Annotated in this window: 10 protein-coding genes; 3 read left to right on the top strand and 7 right to left on the bottom strand. The window is 66.6% G+C overall.

Going from position 1 to position 14,373, the window contains the following annotated elements; genetic code table 11:
• Positions 1-144: 144 nt before the first annotated feature.
• From G9C82_RS13250 to G9C82_RS13260, 3 genes are all read right to left on the bottom strand, one after another.
• Positions 145-1,047, bottom strand: coding sequence for a chemotaxis protein CheY (locus G9C82_RS13250; protein ID WP_127014345.1), 903 nt, complete (start codon positions 1,045-1,047; stop codon positions 145-147).
• A 58-nt stretch (positions 1,048-1,105) separates the two neighbouring features.
• Positions 1,106-3,415, bottom strand: coding sequence for a phosphoenolpyruvate synthase (gene ppsA, locus G9C82_RS13255; protein ID WP_127014346.1), 2,310 nt, complete (start codon positions 3,413-3,415; stop codon positions 1,106-1,108).
• A gap of 120 nt (positions 3,416-3,535) precedes the next feature.
• Positions 3,536-4,447 carry a PhzF family phenazine biosynthesis protein gene (locus tag G9C82_RS13260; RefSeq protein WP_127014347.1) on the bottom strand — a complete coding sequence of 304 codons (912 nt, stop codon included), beginning with the start codon at positions 4,445-4,447 and terminating at the stop codon, positions 3,536-3,538.
• 143 nt (positions 4,448-4,590) lie between these two features.
• Between G9C82_RS13260 and G9C82_RS13265 the strand changes: the two genes are divergently transcribed.
• Positions 4,591-5,340, top strand: a complete 750-nt coding sequence (locus G9C82_RS13265; protein WP_127014348.1) for a 4-phosphopantoate--beta-alanine ligase — start codon at positions 4,591-4,593, stop codon at positions 5,338-5,340.
• Entirely contained in the window at positions 5,337-7,889 is a 2,553-nt protein-coding gene (locus G9C82_RS13270; RefSeq protein ID WP_127014349.1) for an AAA family ATPase, read from the top strand. The genes G9C82_RS13265 and G9C82_RS13270 overlap by 4 nt, the downstream gene beginning before the upstream one ends.
• 7 nt (positions 7,890-7,896) lie before the next feature.
• Here the strand turns inward: G9C82_RS13270 and hutH are convergent, their stop codons facing one another.
• Genes hutH through hutU form a run of 4 tightly spaced genes read right to left on the bottom strand, consistent with a single transcriptional unit; the run spans position 7,897 to position 13,470 of the window.
• Entirely contained in the window at positions 7,897-9,546 is a 1,650-nt protein-coding gene (hutH, locus tag G9C82_RS13275; RefSeq protein ID WP_127014350.1) for a histidine ammonia-lyase, read from the bottom strand.
• Complete coding sequence (gene hutI, locus G9C82_RS13280) at positions 9,543-10,805, bottom strand: imidazolonepropionase (RefSeq protein WP_127014351.1); 1,263 nt, start codon at positions 10,803-10,805, stop codon at positions 9,543-9,545. The genes hutH and hutI overlap by 4 nt, the downstream gene beginning before the upstream one ends.
• Positions 10,802-11,725, bottom strand: coding sequence for a formimidoylglutamase (gene hutG, locus G9C82_RS13285; RefSeq protein ID WP_127014352.1), 924 nt, complete (start codon positions 11,723-11,725; stop codon positions 10,802-10,804). Before hutG ends, hutI begins: the two co-directional genes overlap by 4 nt.
• The gene (gene hutU / locus G9C82_RS13290) at positions 11,722-13,470 is read right to left on the bottom strand and encodes a urocanate hydratase (protein ID WP_127014353.1); all 1,749 of its coding nucleotides are present in this window, start codon (positions 13,468-13,470) and stop codon (positions 11,722-11,724) included. The genes hutG and hutU overlap by 4 nt, the downstream gene beginning before the upstream one ends.
• An 81-nt stretch (positions 13,471-13,551) precedes the next feature.
• Between hutU and G9C82_RS13295 the strand changes: the two genes are divergently transcribed.
• Positions 13,552-14,196, top strand: a complete 645-nt coding sequence (locus G9C82_RS13295) for a helix-turn-helix domain-containing protein (protein WP_004957854.1) — start codon at positions 13,552-13,554, stop codon at positions 14,194-14,196.
• Positions 14,197-14,373 lie beyond the last annotated feature (177 nt).

Consider the following 14,373-nt stretch of genomic DNA (forward strand, 5'->3'; position numbering starts at 1 on the left):
TATCGCGAGTATAGAGGGGGAGCGGTTTAGCCGTTGTGCTCGGGCGTGTCCGTTGTCTGCTGTTTATTCGTCCTGACGGCGAAACGGTGGCCAGAACGGGGGCAGCCATCCGTAGTCGGTCCTGTAGCACTCGTACCGACCGAATTACCAGTTCGACGGCCCGATCTTCTTCGTCGCCTTCGCGCGAAAGCCCGTGGGACCGATCAGCGACTCGAAGACGGTCTGGCGCTCGGTGTCGAGCGCGCCGCCAAAGGAGCCGACTCGCATCGTCCGATACGTCTCGAACCCTTTGTCGTTCGAGTAGAAGTAGACGCTGCCGTGCAGCAGGCCATGGATGAGTTCGTCCGAGCGGACATCGCCCGCGGGTCGATTGAGCTTGACGAAGGCCACGTTCCCCCAGTTGACGACCGCCTCCCGAAGCCCCAGCAGGAACGCGACCTCGTGGTTCTGGGGCAGACCGAACTCCGTCGCCCGTTCGAGGTCGGTCAGGGAATCGACGACGATGAGCGTCTCCGCGGCGTCGCTCACCCGGTCGCTGATATCGGCAAGTAACTTCTCGAACGTCTCCTCGGTGGTCTCTCGCTCCGGCGGCTCGGCGTCGGGCTGTTCGATTTCGTCGTCGCTCCGTCGCGCATCGAACAGCGGCTCCGGAACCGGCAACAGCTCCATGAAACGCTGGGAGAAGTCCGCGACGGTCATGTTGTCCGTGAGCGTGTCGAACTGGTAGCCGTCGAGCACGGCGTCGAGTTCGCTGTAGACGTGTTCGCGGTCGTGCGAGAGCGTGATGTAGGTCACCGAGTCGGGAATCGCCTCGCTGCGCCGGGCAATGCCGTTCGGGACCATCTCGGGGCGGTGTTTCGCGAGCATCAGCGTCGCGAGACTCGTGTAGGTGAACGCATCGCCGCCCGCGTCCGACGCCCCGGCCAGCAGGACCGTGCTCCCGGTCGGAATCCCGCGGACCTGTCCGTCCAGTCCGGGGATACCGAAGGGAATGTAGGAAACACCGGAACTGATACTCTTGGCTTCCGGTGTCGATTCGGGTGCCATACCGCAACGAAGCGAACGGTGCAAAAAAATCTGCTGGCTACGTCAGCCGGCCGCGGCCTCAGCGGACCGATTCGAGCAGCAGCCGCTGCTCGACGCGCTTGACCTCGTGCTGGACGTCGCGGACGGCGTCGATGTTCGGCGAGATGGACGTGACCCCCTCGTCGACGAGGAAGTCGACCATCCGCGGCTTCGAGGCGGCCTGCCCGCAGATGCTCGTGGCGACGTCGTACTCGCGGCAGGTCCCGATGACCTGGCTCATGAGTTCGAGGACGGCCGGGTGCAGTTCGTCGAAGCGGTCGGCGACGTTGCCGTTGTTGCGGTCGACGGCGAGCGTGTACTGGGTGAGGTCGTTCGTCCCGAAGGAGACGAAGTCGATGCCCGTCTCACAGATGTCCTCGATGGAGAGTGCGCTCGCCGGCGTCTCGACCATGACGCCCCAGTCGCGTTTCTCGGGGTCGATGCCGACCTCCTGCATCAGCGCCTTCGCCCGCAGGATGTCCTCGGCGTCGGTGACAAGCGGGAGCATCAGTTCGACGTTGTCGTAGCCGAGGTCGTACAGACGTTCGAACGCCCGGAGTTCGAGCTTGAACTCGCCGGGGCGGTCGAGCGACCGCCGGATGCCACGGTAGCCCAGCATCGGGTTGTGCTCGCTGGGTTCGTCCTCGCCGCCCTGTAACTGGCGGAACTCGTCGGATGGGGCATCGAGGGTCCGGACGCGGACCGGGCGCGGGTAGAACGCCTCGGCAACCGAGCGGACGCCCTCGACGATTTCGTCGACGTAGGCGCGCTCGCCGTGGTCCTCGACGTAGCGCGAGGGCGTCTTGTCCGTCGAGAGAATCATGTGCTCGATGCGCAGGAGGCCTACGCCGTCGGCACCGGTCGCAGCCGCTCGCTCCGCGGCCTCCGGAATGGAGACGTTGACCTTGACTTCCGTTCCGGTCATCGGCTTGACCGGCGAGTGTCCCTCGACCGCCGCGGTGTCGCCCTCGTCCTCGCTCGTCTTCGGGACCTTGGCCCCTTTCTCGACTGTGCCCTTGTCACCGTCGAGCGTGACCGTTTCGCCGTCCCGGAGCTTCTGTGTCGCGTCCTCCGCGCCGACGACGGCCGGGACGCCGAGTTCGCGGGAGACGATGGCCGCGTGGCTTGTCATCCCGCCTTCGTCGGTGATGATGCCGTTTGCCCGTTTCATCGCCGGGACCATGTCCGGCGTGGTCATCTCGGCGACGATAATGTCGCCGTCCTCGACCTTGTCGAGGTTGTCGAGCTTGTCGACGATGCGGACGACGCCGGTGACCCGGCCCGGTGCGGAGCCGATACCGGAGAGCCGAACCGCCTCCGACTGGCTCTCCATCGCTCCACCATCGGCGACACCCGATTTTGCCCCCGGCGGTTGACTCTCGGCTTCGTTGGCCGAGCCAGCGCTTTCTTCAGGGTCGTCGATAGTAGTAATCGGTCGGGACTGTAGCAGATACACCTCGCCCTCGTAGACTGCCCACTCCACGTCCTGTGGGGTGTCGTAGTGGTCCTCAACGCGTTCGCCGACTTCGATGAGGCGGTGAATTTCTTCGTCTGAGAGAACGCGCTCGTTGCGCTTCTCCTCGGGGACGGAGCGCTCGATTGTCTCGCCGTCCTCGCCCCGAACACACATCACCTTCTTGTCGGCGACGGTCACCTCGTCGATAGTGCCCGTTTCGCGGTCGATAATGTAGTTGTCGGGCGAAACCGCACCGGAGACGACCGCTTCACCCAGCCCCCACGCGGCCTCGATGATGGCCGTCGGGCCACCGGTCGAGGGATGACTGGTGAACATGACGCCGGATTTCTCCGCGTCGACCATCTGCTGGACGACGACGGCGATGTCCACGGCGTCGTGGGCGAAGTCGTTCTCGTTGCGGTAGTAGATGGCCCGCTGTGTGAACAGCGACGCCCAGCACTCCTTGACCCGCTGCAGGAGGTCCGCACGCGAGACGTTCAGGTACGTGTCCTGCTGGCCGGCGAAGGAGGCGTCCGGGAGGTCCTCGGCAGTTGCCGAGGACCGCACCGCAACGTCCTCGTCGCCCATCTCGTCGTATGCAGCCAGCAGGTCCTCGCGAACCGACGGCGGGGTGTCGGTTTCCAGAATCAACTCCTGGGCGCGCTCGGCCGCTTCGGCCAGCGCATGCGAGTCGTCGCTGTCGACATCGACGGCCTCAAACAGCGGCTCGTCGATTCCAGTTGCTTCGATGAACGACCGATACGTGTCGGCGGTAACGACGAACGCCGACGGAACGGGCAGGCCCGCTCCGGTCAGTTCTCCGAGAGACGCCGCCTTGCCGCCGACCCGCGCCAGGTCGTCGGCACCGATTTCGTCGAGCCACAGTGTTGGCATGGACTCATTCGTACCATCTTCAACGACAATTAAGGAAGTTCCGGTTGCCATCAGTGAAAAACCGCTCTTCACTCGATTTCGAGTGAATTAGGCAGTCACGCCGCCGGTGCTGTTGTGCGGTCACGCCTCGATGATGTCGTCGTCGTCGACAGCAGGGACGGTCACTGTACCGTCCAGTGCAGTGACGGCGCGCCCGCCGACCCACACCTCGGTCCCGTCGGTATCAACTGACACCGTCCCGGGCCGGTCGCGGAAGTGCCCACCCTCGGCGATGATCTGTTCGATAGTGTCATCGAGCGCCCCGTAGCGACGAACGAACGCCGCGCAGGCCCCCGACGCCGTTGCTGTTACCGGCTCTTCTGCCCGACTCCCCACTCGGAAGGCGCGGCCGTGGAACGTCGACCGGCGCGTCGCGTCGGCACCGACGGTATCGAACGTGAACGGATATACGCCGGCCGCGTCCACGCGGTCACAGAGCGAGTCGACGGCAGCTACGTCCATGGTCAGCCCGCTCAGATGCTCGAAGTAGTTGACCGGGACCATGAGCCACGACTCGCCCACGCCGGCCGTCACGAGCGGGAGGTCAGCACCCACGTCTCTGAGCGTGGCCGCGTTGAGTCCGAGTGCGTCCGCAACATCGCTGTATGGGATATCTACTTCGGTGATGTCGGCCCGTCCTTGCTCGACCCAGACCATCCCGTTCTGTTTCGTCTCGACAGCGACGTCGCCCCTAGCGGTGGCGACCGTCCACTCGCTGTCGTCGATTTCACCACGCTCGTAGAGCGCCGCATGAGCCGCGACTGCGGCCGTCTCCGCCTGTGCCAGTTCCTTTGTTGGCGAGAAACAGCGAAGCCGGCGGTCGGCGTCTTCTGCCGGCAGGACGAACGCCGTCTCGGTGGCCCCCAGTTCGCTGGCGACAGCCTGCATCTGGTCGTCGGTCAGTCCGTCGGCTTCGGGCACGACGCCGGTCGGTGTGCCCGCCGTCGGCTCTGCGGCGAACGCGTCGACAAGCAACGCCTGTCGGGTATCCATGGCACGGAGTTGTGCTGACCCGCAGATAATCTTTTCCGGAGTCGTCGGTGGTGCCCGACGACGAGTTCCGATGAGATACGTGACGTTGACCGGGACACGCCCCTGACGGACGACTTTAGTACAGGGAGGTATCACTGGAACGTATGAGTGAGGACGTCGACCTCCCTGAAAGCCACCCCCGCTACGAGTCGCTTCTGACCCGCCACCGTATCGAAGCGGGCGTCGACCGCGGTATCACCTCCCGGCAGGGCCTCATCGCCCAGGGCCGCGGTGAGGCCTTCGACTACCTGCTGGGTGAGCGTACTATCGACAGCGCCGACGACGCCGAGCGCGCCGCTGCGGCACACCTTCTGTCCGCCGACCACGCCGTTGTCTCGGTCAACGGCAACGCTGCAGCCCTCGTCCCCAGGGAACTCGTCGAACTCGCCGAGGTGACCAGCGCTGACCTCGAAGTGAACCTGTTCAACCGGACCGAGGAGCGAATCGAGGCCATCGCCGAGTACCTCCGCGAGCACGGGGCGACAGACGTGAAGGGGCTCACCGCTGACGGACGCATCCCCGGCCTCGACCACGAGCGCGCCAAGGTCGACGCCGACGGCATCGGCGCGGCGGACGTGGTGCTCGTCCCGCTGGAGGACGGCGACCGCGCCGAGGCGCTGGGCGAGATGGGCAAGACCGAACTCGTCATCGACCTCAACCCTCGAAGCCGCTCGGCTGAGGTGGCAACAGTGCCCATCATCGACAACATCATTCGCGCGATACCGAACATTACCGAGCACGCCCGCGACCTCCGTGGCGACCCGGACGCCCAGCAGGATGCCATCGACACGTTCGACGCCGACAGCGCCCTGACCGCCGCCGAGCGGACGATTCGGGAGGGGGACCTCGAATGAGTCTGCCGCCGTACATCTACGCCGACCGCCGGGTACCCGACGAGGAAACCGTCAGAGAAACCCTTGACCAGCGGACGATGACGGCCTTCGGCGACACCGAGCAACTGGAACGCCTCCATCGGGTGTTCTATCCGGTGTTCAAGGTCGACTACGAGTACGAGACCGGGAAGGGGAAGCTGCTCGGGACGACGACGAAGTCTGAGACAGCGTTTCTCGACGGACTCTGGGCGGACAACGACCGGGCCGTCTCGCAGTACGTCGACGACACCGACGCGGTGGTTCGACGAGCGACCAGCGACTACGATTTCGGCCGCAGCGACCCGGTGCTTGGCCGCTCTGTCCTGCTGCAGTTTCAGGTCACTGACGACGACGCCCGGTCGCTACTGCCCCAGCGCGTTGCGGAGTACCGCGACCAGCAACAGGACGCCGCCTCTGGCACGGCCAACGTATTCCTCCGGAAACTGCGTGAGTCCTACGGCCTGCCCGGAGATTTCGACCCCGACGGGTTCGACGGCGTGACCGGTGTCGACCGCCTGTATCTCCCCTTCTGGCTCGCCGAGTACCACTCGCCCGACAGCACGGACGTCAAGCTCGTCACGTTCCGGGACCCAGACGCCTCGACCGAGGAGCTACAGCGCCACGGCTGGCTCGCGGAGTTTTTGAGCGCCGAACCCCGCCGGCTGGCCGAGTACGGCTACGAGGTCAACCCGGACCGCCTCGAACGGAACATCCGGGAGCGGATCGACCAGTCTGGCGAATCCGGCACGGCCGGGATGGGCGGCGATTCTGGCTCCGACAGCACCGACGGCGCGCCCTCGATAAACCGCGAGCGGCCCTCGGACGACGGGACGGTGGTCCAGCCCGACGGCGTCGACATGGAAGCCGACGGTCTGGTCGACCCGGACCCGTCCCGGAGCTTCGCCGACGTGGGCGGGATGTCCGAGCTACTGGAGACGCTCAACCACAAGGTCGTCCGGCCGTTGCAGGACCCGAGCGCCTTCGAGGAGTACGGCATCGGCGTCGTCAACGGCGTCCTGTTGCACGGCCCGCCCGGCTGTGGGAAGACCCACGTCGCCGGCGCGCTCGCGGGTGAGGTCGACCACGCCTTCATCGAGGTCACACCGGCCGACGTGACGAGCAAGTACATGGGCGAACCCGCACAGAAGGTCGAAGAACTGTTCCAGATTGCCCGCGCGAACGCGCCTTGTATCCTCTTTATCGACGAAATCGATGGCATCGCCGGCGCACGCGACGGTGACAGCAACATGAACAGCAGCGAGCAGCAGTTGGTCAATCAGTTGCTCACCGAACTCGAAGGAATCGCCGACGAGGACGTGGTGGTGCTGGGCGCGACGAACCTCGTCGAAGACGTGGACGACGCCATCCGCCGCTCGGGCCGGTTCGACGAGCGGGTGGAGGTGCCGCCGCCGGACCCGCAAGCTCGCAAGCAGATTCTGGAGATTCACCTCGCTGGCCGACCCACTGCGGACGACATCAACCTTGACCCCGCCGTCGAGGAGACGGCCGGCTTCGCGGCCAGCGACATCGAACTTCTCGCCGAGGACGCCGCCCGAAAGGCATTGCGGGCGGATGCCCCGATCGGGACGGACCATCTGCTGCAGGCTGCCACAGAGACCGACACCAGCATCCCGGACTGGGTGGACCCCGAGATGGTCGCCGAGAATGGCGTCGTCCAGCCCGACGGCGTCGACCTGCAGGCCAGTTCGCTGGTCGAGACTGACCCGGGACGCGACTTCGCCGACGTGGGCGGGATGGGCGAACTGAAGGACCGACTCGAAGACACGGTCCTCGACCCACTGGAGAACGCCGACGCCTACGCCGAGTACGGTATCGACGTGCTCTCCGGGCTGTTGCTGTATGGCCCGCCCGGCTGTGGGAAGACCCATCTCGCCGGCGCGCTCGCGGGTGAACTCGGGCATAGCTTCGTCGAAATCAGCCCCGCGGACGTGACGAGCAAGTGGATGGGCGAGCCGGCCCGCAACGTCGCCGAGGTGTTCGAGGTGGCCCGCGCGAACGCCCCCTGCGTGCTGTTCATCGACGAGATCGACGGTATCGCCGGCTCTCGGCGCGGCTCGATGAACACAAGCGAGCAACAGTTGGTCAATCAGCTGCTCACCGAACTCGAAGGCGCGGCGGCCGACGACATCGTCGTGGTTGCGGCGACGAACTTCGTCGAGGACATCGACACGGCACTACGGCGCTCGGGCCGCTTCGACGAGCGCGTGGAGGTCCCGCCGCCGGATGCCAAGGCTCGCAGGCAGATACTAGAGATCCACCTGCAGGACCGGCCCGTCGCCGGCGACATCGACTGGGATGCCATCGTCGAGCCGACGGCTGGCTACGCCGCCAGCGACCTCGAACTCGTCGCCGAGGACGCGGCTCGCCACGCCTTGCGAGACGGCTCGGAAATCACGCAGGAGCACCTCGAAATCGCCGTCTGGGAGACCCATTCGAGCATTGCCGACTGGGACGACCGCGACCGCTATCAGGGGGCTGAGGGCACCGCGGACCTGGGGCTTGGGTCCTGAGGACGGCTCACTCTAGCTCCTCGTCGAGGGCCACAGCAACCCGCTCGGTGAAGGCCGGTGACTCGACAAGCGCGCCCGCGGCCTCTATGTCCTCGTGGACCGGGCGGTCAGCCGTCAGCTTTGGGACCACCGCGCGGACAGCGTCGTAGGCCTCGGTAGACCCGACGCCCAGTTCGAGGTCGTTGTCGACGAAGTCGGCGGCCTGCGCCCCACAGCACAGCTCGACGCCGAGAATCGCGGCGGCGTTTCGCGCCGTTTTCCGGGCCAGATAGGCCGACTGCGCGCTCATGCTGACGTGGTCCTCCTGATTGCCGCTGACAGGGGTGTTGTCCATCGAGGGCCGGCCGAAGGACCGACATTCGTTCAACAGCGCCGCAGCGGTATACTGGGCAATCATGTAGCCCGAGCGGACGCCGCTTCGCTCGGTGAGAAACGGTGGGAGGTGTGGCTCCTGCAGAGTGGGGTTGAGCATCCGGTCGGTCCGGCGCTCCGAGATGGCTGCGAGTTCGGTGAGCGCGTTCGTCAGATAGTCGAGACGCATAGCGAGTACCGCGCCGTGGAAGTTCCCACCGGACAGCACGCCCGCGCTATCGGAGCCGGAGGCCCGGTCGTCGACGCTCACAACGCCTGCCTCGCGGCCCGCCTCTCGTCGGTCGCTCCCGCTCGCTTGGTTCGAGGACTCACTACGCTCGGCCTCGCGGGGGAACACCAGCGGATTGTCGGTCGCGCTGTTGAGTTCCACCTCGACGGCCTCCCGGAGGTGGGCGACGGCGTCACGGACTGCGCCGTGGACCTGTGGCAGGCAGCGCATCGCATAGGCGTCTTGCACGCGGTCGCAGTTGCAGTGGGACTCGACCACATCGGAGTCGGCCGTCAGCCGCCGGATGTTTCGCGCGCTCGCGGCCTGGCCGGCGTGGGGCCGGACGGCGGTGATGGCTTCGTGGGATGGTGCTGTTGAGGAGAGGGTCACCTCCGTCGTGAGCGCGCCGGCGATGTCGGCGGCAGTGACCAGTCGCTCAGCGTCGTTGAGCAGGAGCGCGGCGACGCCGACGGTCAGTTGCGTCCCGTTGATGAGCGCCAACCCCTCCTTGGCCCGGAGCGTCACCGGTTCGAGGCCGGCCGCGTCGAGCGCCTCGTCGCCGGGGAGTCGGTCCCCTTCGACCTCGGCTTCCCCCTCCCCGATGAGCACCAGCGACATATGTGCGAGCGGGGCGAGGTCACCGCTCGCACCGAGGCTGCCCCGCGACGGGACGACCGGGTGGACACCCGCGTCGAGCATCGCCACTAGCAGATTGACGACGGACTCACGGATGCCTGAATACCCCTTCGCCAGCGTGTTCGCCCGGGTGACCATCATCGCCCGGACTTCCTCGGTCGTCAACTCCCGTCCGACCGCGGCGGCGTGGCTCCGGAGGAGGTTCCGCTGGAGGTCGTCGAGGTCCTCGCGCGGGATGCGCTCGTCGACGAGGTCGCCGAAACCGGTGGTGACGCCGTACACCGCCTCGCCGCTGTCCAGCACGCTCTCGACGCGCTCGCGGGACTCGCGGATTCGCTCGCGGGCGGTGTCGGCAACGGTGACGGTCGCGCCGTTCCGGGCGACGGCGACCACGTCAGCGGGTGTGAGAGATTCGCCGTTGAGGACGACTTCGGCGGTCATGGTTGCACCTCCCGGTCGTATGACTCATGTGTTGGGGTGCTGACGACCGAGCCGTCTTTCAGGACGGCGTCGACGACGTTGGTCCCGTACTGGTAGGGAATGTGGACGTGACTCGGCGCGGCAAGGACTACGGCGTCTCCGGGCGCGCCCTCCCGGAGCGTCCCCAGTCCGTCGGTCCTGTCCAGCGCAAGCGCGGCGTGTTTCGTTCCAGCGATTAGCGCTTCGGCCGGCGTCAGTCCCATCTCGACGCAGGCCAGCGACAGCGCAAAGCCCATGCTGTGGCTGTGGCAGTTCGGATTGAAATCCGTCGCTACCGCGACGGGCGCACCCCGGTCGCGGAACGCCGTCGCGTCCGCGTACGCTGCGCCGAGACCGAAGGCCGTTCCGGGGAGCAACACCGGCGTTACGGCAGCGTCGACAAGCGCGTCAATGTCTTCGCCGGTCGCGTGCAGGAGGTGGTCGGCACTGGCCGCGCCCACGTCCGCCGCCAGCTGCGTCCCGCCGATGTGGGCCAGTTCTTCGGCGTGGACCTTCGGCGTCAGCCCGGCGGCTGCGCCTGCTTCGAGGACCCGTCGGGACTGCGCGACCGAGAAGACCCCCTCCTCACAGAACACGTCGCAGAACTCGGCGATGCCCTGTGACTCGACCGCTGGAACCTGCTCGTCGACGACCGCCGCGGTGTAGTCGTCGGTGTCCCACCCCTCGGGGACCGCGTGTGCGCCCATGAACGTCGGGACCACGTCGACGGGATGGACCGCGTCAGCGCTGTCGATAACTCGGAGCATCTGTAGCTCTGTCTCCGTGTCGAGCCCGTAGCCGGACTTCACCTCGACTGTCGTCGTCCCGTGAGCGAGCATGGTGTCGAGATGGGCCAGCAGGTTCGACAGCAGCGTTTCCTCGTCGGCGTCCCTGACCGCTCGGACCGTTCTGAGAATGCCGCCGCCTTCGGCGAGGATGTCCTGATAGGACTTCCCGCGCAGTTTGGCGGCGAACTCGTCCGAGCGGTCGCCGGCGAACAGCGCGTGGGTGTGGGGGTCGACGAAGCCCGGAACGACGGCCTGACCGCCGGCGTCGACAGCGTGGTTGGCGCTCTCCGGCGGGTATTCGGCAGTCACCTCAGTGGTCGGACCGACAGCGGCGACCGTGCCGTCCACGATGGCGACTGCGCCGTCCTCATAGGTTTCTAGGCGGCGGCCGTCCGCCGCCGGGCCTGCGACGAGTTCGGCCGCGCCGTAGACCACGGCATCGGGGGCTGTCATCGGTCACCTCCCAGGCCGCTGAGGAAGTGCGCGATGGCGCGGGCCCCGACACGCGCGGTCCGGTTCTCAGCGTCAAGCGGCGGCGCGCACTCGACCACCTCAAACCCGGCGACACGGTCGTCGGACGCGATGCGGCCCAGCATCCGGAACAGGTCTCGCGTCGAGAGGCCGCCCGGTGTCGGTGCGCTCACGCCCGGTGCGGCCGCGGCACTGAGCACGTCGAGGTCCAGACTGACATAGACGGCGTCGATGTCGCCGAGCGTGGCAAGCGCATCGTCCACCGCGCCGGCAGGGTCGCCGGCCACCGACGCCGGCGGCAGGACCGTCCCGCCCTGCTCGGCGAGGTAGTCGTGGTACGCTGTCGAGGTTTCGAAGTGGCGCGCGCCGACGACGGCCAGTGCGTCGAGGCCTGCATCGTGGAGCTGTCGGTACGGCGTCCCGCTCGTCGGCTCGTCCCGAACGGCGCGGCAATCGAGGTGGGCGTCGAAGCTGACTGCGCCGACCGTTTCGTGAGCCAACAGTGGCGCGGCGTTCGGGAACGTCAGCGAGTTATCGCCACCGAGAAACACCGGTACTGCGCCCGTTGCGTGAATCTCGGCAGTCATCGAGCGGACAGCGCTCTGGACCCGTTCGACGCCGCCGGCCGGAATCTCGATGTCGCCGAGGTCGGCGACCGAGCGGACCGGTCCGCGTTCGATGTGATGGGTCTTCGTTCCGCCGAGTTCGCGCCGGAGGGCCGTCGGGCCGGCACGCGCGCCCGGCCGTCCGATGACGGCTCCGTCGTACGGCTCGCCCACCAGCACGACGTCGTACTCGTCAGCGGTCACGAGTGTGGCCGTTTCGACGACGTCACCGAACTGCTCGTCGTTCGGGTCGCCGGACGGCCCGGTCCACGGCGACGGGTCTGTCAGGTCGGTCATTGGTTGCGGTTGCGGTCACGCATCGGGACCGCGAGGTCGTTCTCGTCGGCCATCTCCCGTGCGATTTCGTAACCGGCGTCGGCGTGGCGAATGACGCCCATCCCGGGGTCGGTCGTGAACACGCGTCGTGCCTTCTCAGCCGCGAGGTCCGACCCGTCGAGGACGACGTGGTTGTTCGTGTGGAGGGAGTTGCCGATGCCGACGCCGCCGCCGTCGTGGACGCTGACGATGTCCGCGCCGGCGGCGCAGTTCAGCAGGGCGTTCAGAATCGGCCAGTCGGCGACGGCGTCGGTCCCGTCTTTCATCGCCTCGGTTTCGCGGTTCGGCGAGGCCACGCTCCCGGCGTCTAGGTGGTCTCGCGTGACGACGACCGGCGCGGAAATCTCGCCGTCGGCGACGAGTTCGTTGATGCGGAGCGCGAGGCGGGCGCGCTCGGTCAGCCCGTCTTCTGTCGCGTACCCAAGCCAGCACACTCGCGAGGGAAGCCCCTGGAAGGATACCTGCTCCTGGGCGAGGTCTATCCAGCGATGGAGGTCGTCTTTCTCCGGGAACAGCTCCTTGACCGCGTCGTCTGTCCGGTGGATGTCCGCGGGGTCGCCCGAGAGCGCGGCCCAGCGGAACGGTCCTTTGCCCTCACAGAACAGCGGGCGGATGTACGCGGGAACGAACCCCGGGAAGTCGAATGCTGTGTCGAGGTCGCGCTGGTCCTCGACCTGCCCCCGGATGTTGTTGCCGTACTCGAAGGCGATAGCACCCCTCTCCTGCAGTTCGAGAATGCCTTCGACGTGGCGCTTCATCGTATCAAGACTCTCTGCGACGTACGTCTCAGGGTCGCGTTCGCGGAGCCGGTCGGCTTCCTCGACGGTGTAGCCAGCGGGGTAGTACCCTTCGAGTTCGTCGTGCGCACTCGTCTGGTCGGTCACTACATCGGGAACGAACCCCATCTCAAGCATCTCTGCAAGCATATCCGCGGCGTTCATGTGGACGCCGACGCCGTAGGGCTCACCGTTCGCCGCGGCCTCCTGTGCCCGCTCGATAGCCGCTGCGAGGTCGTCGGCCTTCTCCTGACAGTACCCCGTTTCGATACGGCGGTCGATGCGCTCCTCGTCGACTTCGGCCGCGATGCAGACGCCGTGGTTCATGGTCACCGCGAGCGGTTGCGCACCGCCCATTCCCCCGAGGCCGCCGGTGACGACAATCTTCCCGCGGAGGCCGTCGTTGTCGGGGTAGTGTTTCCGGGCAAGCGCGGCCAGCGTCTCGTAGGTCCCCTGGATGATGCCCTGTGTGCCGATGTAGGCCCACGAGCCGGCAGTCATCTGGCCGTACATAATCTTCCCTTTCGCTTCGAGTTCGTGGAAGTGCTCCCAGGTGTCCCACTTGCCGACGAGGTTCGAGTTCGCGATGAGGACGCGCGGGGCCTTCTCGTGGGTCTCGAACCGACCGACTGGCTTGCCGCTCTGGACGAGGAGGGTTTCGGTGTCGCCGAGTTCACGGAGTTCGTCGACGATAGTATCGTAGGCGTCCCACGACCGGGCCGCACGCCCGGTCCCGCCGTACACGACCAGCTCCTCCGGCTTTTCGGCGACTTCGGGGTCGAGGTTGTTGTTCAGCATCCGCAGCGCGGCCTCCTGTCGCCACCCTTCACATTCGATGTCGGTGCCGGTGGGCGCACCCTGGTATTCGCGCCACTGTTCCGAGGGCGTCCCGACGTCGTGGTCGGTGTCTGGGGCAGACTGCTGTGCCATACCCCCCTGTTCGCCCCCCGGCGTGATAGCGGAGACTTTCCGTGCGGAACTGTTTTTATATATGCATGTGAATTGGTTGCTATGTACGAGGCGGTGTTCCGGGTGGCCGGTGACGGGGCCTATGAGGCGGCGACCGACGGAACCGGCACGCGCATCGAACTGTGGTGTACCGACCACAGCGACCTCCTTCACCTCCGCGGTGGGGATGTCGAGCCGGTCATCGAACAGGTCTGCGGGACTGTCGGCGTCGCCGAGCGCCTCGAAACGAATGACGGGCAGGTTCTGGTCACCGAGGCGTGTCTGAAGGCCCACATAGCGGACACCGTCGAGCGCTATTTGGCCGACGAGGGGTGTCTGCTCGTGCCGCCACTTCGGTACGCGGAGGGGCACAAACTCGTTCGGGCGCTGGGGCTCAGTTCCGACGCGCTGTCGGCAGTGTACCGGTCGTTAGCGTCGGATTTCGACGTCACTGTCGAGTCGAAACGCGAGGTTGGGTCAGTGACGCCCGACGCGCCGCTGGTGACTGTTGGAGACGTGGTACCGTCTCTCTCGCCACGCCAGCGCGAGGTGTTCCTGACAGCGCACGAGGAAGGGTACTACGAACTGCCGCGCGGGACGACGACGGCGGCTATCGCGGACCGCGTTGGTGTCCAGCGCCGAACCGCGGAGGACCACCTGCGGCGCGCCGAAAAGAAACTGGCTGACGCGCTGGTAGCGTACCTGTAGCTGCGGTGGTCGTGACTGGTACGCTGCCCTAACAGCACCCAGTTCGGGGCTGGTGTCGATGCCCGCAGTCCGGACACGTCGCACTGAACGCCGTCGCATCATACTCGAACCCGGTGTCACACTGCTGGCAGACGAGTAGCTGTGCCATAGCGAGGACACAGGACTGCGCCCATATGA

This window comes from Haloarcula sp. R1-2, assembly GCF_011627385.1.
Classification (GTDB): domain Archaea; phylum Halobacteriota; class Halobacteria; order Halobacteriales; family Haloarculaceae; genus Haloarcula; species Haloarcula marismortui.

Excerpts from the sequence above, each read along its gene's own strand:
- G9C82_RS13270 (WP_127014349.1), top strand. The coding sequence starts at position 5,337 with ATGAGTCTGCCGCCGTACATCTACGCCGACCGCCGGGTACCCGACGAG.
- hutH (WP_127014350.1), bottom strand. The coding sequence starts at position 9,546 with ATGACCGCCGAAGTCGTCCTCAACGGCGAATCTCTCACACCCGCTGAC.
- G9C82_RS13250 (WP_127014345.1), bottom strand. The coding sequence starts at position 1,047 with ATGGCACCCGAATCGACACCGGAAGCCAAGAGTATCAGTTCCGGTGTT.
- G9C82_RS13265 (WP_127014348.1), top strand. The coding sequence starts at position 4,591 with ATGAGTGAGGACGTCGACCTCCCTGAAAGCCACCCCCGCTACGAGTCG.
- G9C82_RS13295 (WP_004957854.1), top strand. The coding sequence starts at position 13,552 with ATGTACGAGGCGGTGTTCCGGGTGGCCGGTGACGGGGCCTATGAGGCG.
- G9C82_RS13260 (WP_127014347.1), bottom strand. The coding sequence starts at position 4,447 with ATGGATACCCGACAGGCGTTGCTTGTCGACGCGTTCGCCGCAGAGCCG.
- hutI (WP_127014351.1), bottom strand. The coding sequence starts at position 10,805 with ATGACAGCCCCCGATGCCGTGGTCTACGGCGCGGCCGAACTCGTCGCA.
- hutG (WP_127014352.1), bottom strand. The coding sequence starts at position 11,725 with ATGACCGACCTGACAGACCCGTCGCCGTGGACCGGGCCGTCCGGCGAC.
- ppsA (WP_127014346.1), bottom strand. The coding sequence starts at position 3,415 with ATGCCAACACTGTGGCTCGACGAAATCGGTGCCGACGACCTGGCGCGG.
- hutU (WP_127014353.1), bottom strand. The coding sequence starts at position 13,470 with ATGGCACAGCAGTCTGCCCCAGACACCGACCACGACGTCGGGACGCCC.